Source organism: bacterium (genome assembly GCA_026398675.1).
Lineage (GTDB): Bacteria > RBG-13-66-14 > RBG-13-66-14 > RBG-13-66-14 > RBG-13-66-14 > RBG-13-66-14.
Map to the genome: position 1 here is coordinate 1 of JAPLSK010000337.1, position 5,109 is coordinate 5,109.

Sequence of the window (5,109 nt, forward strand, 5' to 3'; positions counted from 1 at the left end):
CTTCGGCTTCGTCTTCGGCTCGAGCCAGGCGGCGGCCCAGACCGTGACCGGGGCGCTGGGGGGGCTCGTCCCCGATTCCCTGGGCTGGGCGGAGAATCTCTTGGAAAAAGCGGTGGGGGCGCGGGTCGAGGTGGGAATCGCGGGGCTGGTGGTGCTCCTTTGGCTCTCCTCGCGGCTCACCGATTCCGTCCGCCGAGCGCTGGACAACATCTGGGGCGCGGGGCGAAAAAGGCGCTGGTGGGAGGGGAGGCTCGTCGCCCTGGGCATGCTCGTGGGGGTCTTCGTGTTCCTGTTGGCGGGGACCGTCCTCACCGGGCTCCTGGCCAAGCTGGCCGGTTCCGACTGGCGCCTGGGGGGATGGGAGTTCCCCCTGGCCAGGGGCCTCGCCCGGATCGTCCTCTTGGTCGTCCCGTATCTCCTGACGGCGTTCTTCTTCTTCCTCGTCTACCGCCTGGTGCCCACGGCGCCGGTGAGCTGGCAGGCGGCGTCCGTGGGCGCGCTCACGGCGGCGCTCGCCTACGAGGCGGCCAAGGTACTCTTCAGCTTCTACCTGGCCGACCTGGCCCGACCGGACGTCTACTACGGCGTACTGGCCGGCCTGGTCGCTTTCAGCTTCTGGTCCTACTACGCGGCGACGATTCTCCTCTTGGGCGCGGAGCTGGCCTACGCGGTCGAGGGTCGTCGCGCACAGTGGAAGCTGCGCCGAAGGGCCCGCGGCATCGCCGACGACCTGCGCGACGGGACGGGATAGTCCGCTTGAATAACGCCCGGCGTTGGAGTATCCTCTCCAGACTGACACCCGCGAGCCGACATCCGGGTCGGACGGTGCGACGACTCCCAGGATACCACTGTATCCAACCGTTCGGGCACCGGAGGACGGCTTTTGCCGTTAAAAGAGAGGAGGACGCTGACGGTGAACGGGTGAGGTAATTTTCATTTCCACCGCGCAAACCGAGCGTAGCGAGCTACGCCCCAGCGAAACGAAGCGAAGCGAGTTATGCCCCAGCAAATCGCATCTAGGACTGGAGTTTTTAGATGACTAATGCAGTGGACGATTTCCGCCGGGAACGGAATGAGCTCAACGAGCTGGTTCTATCCCGGAGCGGGAAAATCACGAAACGTTTTTTCTCGCTCGACACCCAGGTTTACGATGAGGGGAGGCTCCCCGGCAGGTTCAAGGAGCTGCTGGGGCTAGTCGCCTCGACCGTGCTGCGCTGCGAGGACTGCGTCACGTACCACGTCCTGCGCTGCAATGATGAGGGTGTGGATGGCGATGAGTTCTACGAGGCCCTCGAGGTTGCGCTGGTGGTGGGCGGCTCCGTGGTCATCCCCCACTACCGCCGCGCCGCCCGCCTCTGGGAGGATATCCGGGGGAAGGGGGGTCGGTCGTGAGCTACAACATTTTCGGCGCCCCCGGCTGGGAGATAACCCCCGTGGGCAAAACGGCGCTGGAACAGGCGCTCGCCCGACACCTCTCCCGGTCCATCGCCGTGGAGAGCATCATCTTCGCCGAGCCCGACTCCGGGTCCACGTCCGGCGGCAACGGTTTCGCCCCCCGGCGGGGGACCGTGACTACCAGGGCCGGTCGGGGTGAAGAGGTTCGGGTGGATCTCTTCTTCAAGCTTCCCACCGAGCGCGAGGTGGAGGGTCTTGTCCTCGGGCATCGGCTGGGCCTGAAGCACCAGCCGCGCATCCTCGTCTCCTCCCTGGACATCCGGTCGAACGGCGTCGAGAGCCAGGCGCTGTGCTACATTTTCGTGCCGGGTCAGACGCTCGGAAACGGCGCCGACGGCAACCTTTTCACCGCCGATTCCCTCCCCGAGGGGATTGTGGCCGACATGGCCCTCCTCCACGCCTCCACCGCCGGACACGCCGAGGCCTACCTCCGCCGGGGCTACACCTTCGCCTCCCGGGAGAGCCTGATCGAGGAGGCGTCGGTGGACGATACTGCGGCGTACCTTGTCCTTCCCGGCATGAGTGATGAAGCTGGGACTCTACTGAGCCGCGCAACGGCGGTCTCCGCCGAGGCGGTCAATCTGGCCGCGGGCGACGGGCCGGTGGTCATTCACGGCGAGATCGAGCCCCCCCACATCGTGGTGGGCGACGACGGCGCGGGGACCCTCGTGGACTGGGGCGGGCTGGGGCTCGGCTGGGCGGCGCTGGACCTGGCTCCCTGTCTGGGCTACGAGCAGATCCCGCTCTACCGGCAGATGGCCGGGGCCCGCAACCCGTCCTGGAACCCGCCCGACGAAAAGGCGCTGGCCGCGGCCCGCCTGGTACACGCCCTCGCGCGCCTCAAGCGGCTCGCCGGGAACCCGGACGGCCCGCCTCCGTCGGCGGGGTCGGTCGGGGCCCTGGTCGGACGATTGGACGATGCCCTGACCCGGCTCTAAAGACCGGGTCGGCGCCGTGGACGGCCCTTCCAAGAGGGAATAGGCATTTTCCGCCGGTTACCCGTCGTAAAAACCGGAACCCCAACCCGAAAGACGGACATGCGAGAGATAGACTTAAGCAAGGTCACCGCCGCCGTCCGGCAGCTCTGCCTGGACGCCGCTTACCGATTGCCCGAGGACGTGGAGCGGGCGCTCCGCGATTTCCGCGCCGTGGAGCCCTCCCCCGTGGGGCGCGACGTCCTCGACGTGATAATCAAGAACGCCGAAATCGCCCGGGACGAGGAGGTGGCCATCTGCCAGGACACGGGCTACGCCGTGGCCTTCGTAACCCTGGGCCAGGATGTGCGCATCACCGGCGGCGGGCTCACCGAGGCCATCGCCGAGGGGGTGCGCCAAGGCTACGCCGACGGCTACCTGCGCAAGTCCATCGTGGCCGACCCCTTGAGGCGCAAGAACACCGGCGACAACACCCCGCCCGTCATCCACTACGACGTGGTCCCCGGCGACGCGCTCGTAATCCACTTCGAGCCCAAGGGCGGCGGCTGCGAGAACATGAGCCGGGTGGCCATGCTCAAGCCCGCCGACGGGGTGGAGGGGGTGCGGCGCTTCGTCCTGCACACGGTGGACGAGGCCGGTCCCAACCCCTGCCCCCCCACCATCATCGGGGTGGGCATCGGCGGCGACTTCGAGAAGTGCGCCATCCTGGCGAAAAAGGCCACCCTGCGCACCGTGGGCGAGTACAACCCGGACCCGTACTACGCCGGGCTGGAGAAGCAGTGGCTGGATGAAATCAACCGGCTCGGCATCGGGCCCCAGGGGCTGGGCGGACGGACAACCTCTCTGTGGCTGGCCATCGAGACCTACCCCTGCCACATCGCCAGCCTGCCGGCGGCGGTCAACGTGCAGTGCCACGCGGCGCGGCATAAGTCCGTCGAGTTGTAGTAAACCGACATCAGCCCGTTTAAATAACAGGAGAGCCCGACCGGCTCTCTTTATTCATTTGACAGGATTTTTTTTTTAATATCTAATAGTCGTGGAAGTTTTTCTGGTTTGGAGGCAGTAGGTAGGAGGTAGGGAGATGAGAACTGTTTTTCTAATCTGTGCGCTTCTCCTGGGGCTCATACTGGGTTTTTCGTGTACGGTTCCGGGAGGCGGCGACGGGGATGGTGACGGGGATGGTGGTAACGGCCGCATCGCCTTTATGTCCGACCGCGATGGGGACTGGGAAATCTTCGTGATGGAAGCTGACGGGAGCAACCAGACCCAGTTGACCAACAACGCTAGCTTTGACGAGTATCCCGACTGGAGTCCAGACGGAGACCGCATCGCCTTCTGCTCCGACCGCGACGGGGACTGGGAAATCTTCGTGATGGACACCGACGGGGGCGACCAGACCCAGTTGACCTACAACGACAGCTTTGACGATAAGCCCGACTGGAGCCCGGATGGCGACCGCATCGCCTTCGCCTCCGAGCTCGACGGGGACGACGAAATCTTCGTGATGGACGCTGACGGGAGCAACCCGACCCAGTTAACCTTCGACGGTGGTAGTCATCCCTCCTGGAGGCCGGACGGCAGCCACATCGCCTTCGACTCCTACCGCGACGGGGACTGGGAAATTTTCGTGATGGACGCCGACGGTAGCAACCAAACCCAGTTGACCTACAACGACACATATGACGATAATCCCGCCTGGAGCCCGGACGGCGACCGCATCGCCTTCGAGTCCTACGGCACATGGTCCGACATGGAAATCTTCGTGATGGACGCCGACGGGGGCAACCAGACCCAGTTGACCACAGAGGGAGGTTGGTCTCCCGACTGGGGCCCGGCGAAGTAGACCCATCCTCCCCCAGCTGGTGAAGGAGATGCGCAGGCCGGCCCCGAGGGATGCATCCCCTGTGGCCCGCCGCTTCTACTTTCCTTAAAAACGGTCAACGCACGGTGTGATGCGGCACGAGTCAGTCACTCCGTAGCGGGATAACGGGGCCGGATTTTTGTTAAAATAGGGGCGCAGAGCCCCTTTCTTTTCGCACCTCGGCCGTCCTCGCCCGGCGGGAATATGCCCAAAGTCGCCGTCCTCGCCTTCCCCGGCACCAACTGCGAGTACGAGAGCGTCCGCGCCTGCGAGGCGGCGGGCCTCGACGCCCAAATCGTCCGCTGGAACGAGCCGGACAAGCTGCGCTCCGCCGACGCTTACTTCCTGGCCGGGGGGTTCAGCTTCCAGGACCGGGTGCGCGCCGGGGCCATCGGCGCCAAGGAGGCCGTCCTGGACGAGGTTTCCCGAGCCGCCGACGCCGGCAAGCCGGTCCTCGGCGTGTGCAACGGGGCGCAGACCCTCCTCGAAGCCGGGCTCGTCCCAGGTCTCGCCGAAGGGCACCCCCTCGAGATGGCCCTGGACTCGAACGCCCACGGCTACCTCTGCCGCTGGACGTACCTGCGCGTGGAGAACCCGGCCGGGAGCCTCTTCACCAGAATGTACGAAAAGGGCGAGGTCATCCCCGTGCCCATGGCCCACGCCGAGGGGCGCTTCACGACCCACGACCCGGCGATTCTGGCGCGTGTCGAAGCGAGCAGCCAGGTGGCCTTCCGCTTCGCCAATCCCGACGGCTCGCCGGCGGAAGGGGACTACCCCACAAATCCCAACGGCGCTTTGGGCGACATCGCGGGCATGACCAACCCGGCGGGGAACGTGCTGGCGGTGATGCCCCACCCC

At 65.9% G+C, this 5,109-nt stretch carries 6 protein-coding genes; all 6 read left to right on the forward strand.

The window, feature by feature from the left end; translation table 11 throughout:
• On the forward strand, positions 1-751 hold a 751-nt coding region (locus NTW26_09880), incomplete at its 5' end, for a YihY/virulence factor BrkB family protein (GenBank protein ID MCX7022561.1).
• A 284-nt stretch (positions 752-1,035) separates the two neighbouring features.
• Positions 1,036-1,392 carry a carboxymuconolactone decarboxylase family protein gene (locus tag NTW26_09885; protein MCX7022562.1) on the forward strand — a complete coding sequence of 119 codons (357 nt, stop codon included), beginning with the start codon at positions 1,036-1,038 and terminating at the stop codon, positions 1,390-1,392.
• The gene (locus NTW26_09890; GenBank protein ID MCX7022563.1) at positions 1,389-2,393 is read left to right on the forward strand and encodes a phosphotransferase; all 1,005 of its coding nucleotides are present in this window, start codon (positions 1,389-1,391) and stop codon (positions 2,391-2,393) included. The genes NTW26_09885 and NTW26_09890 overlap by 4 nt, the downstream gene beginning before the upstream one ends.
• A 99-nt stretch (positions 2,394-2,492) precedes the next feature.
• Positions 2,493-3,335, forward strand: a complete 843-nt coding sequence (locus tag NTW26_09895) for a fumarate hydratase (GenBank protein ID MCX7022564.1) — start codon at positions 2,493-2,495, stop codon at positions 3,333-3,335.
• Positions 3,336-3,471: 136 nt separating this feature from the next.
• On the forward strand, positions 3,472-4,233 hold the full coding sequence (locus tag NTW26_09900) for a hypothetical protein (protein ID MCX7022565.1): 762 nt from the start codon (positions 3,472-3,474) through the stop codon (positions 4,231-4,233).
• Between the two features lie 222 nt (positions 4,234-4,455).
• Positions 4,456-5,109 (forward strand): phosphoribosylformylglycinamidine synthase I (gene purQ / locus NTW26_09905; protein MCX7022566.1); only part of this gene is annotated, 654 nt, incomplete at its 3' end.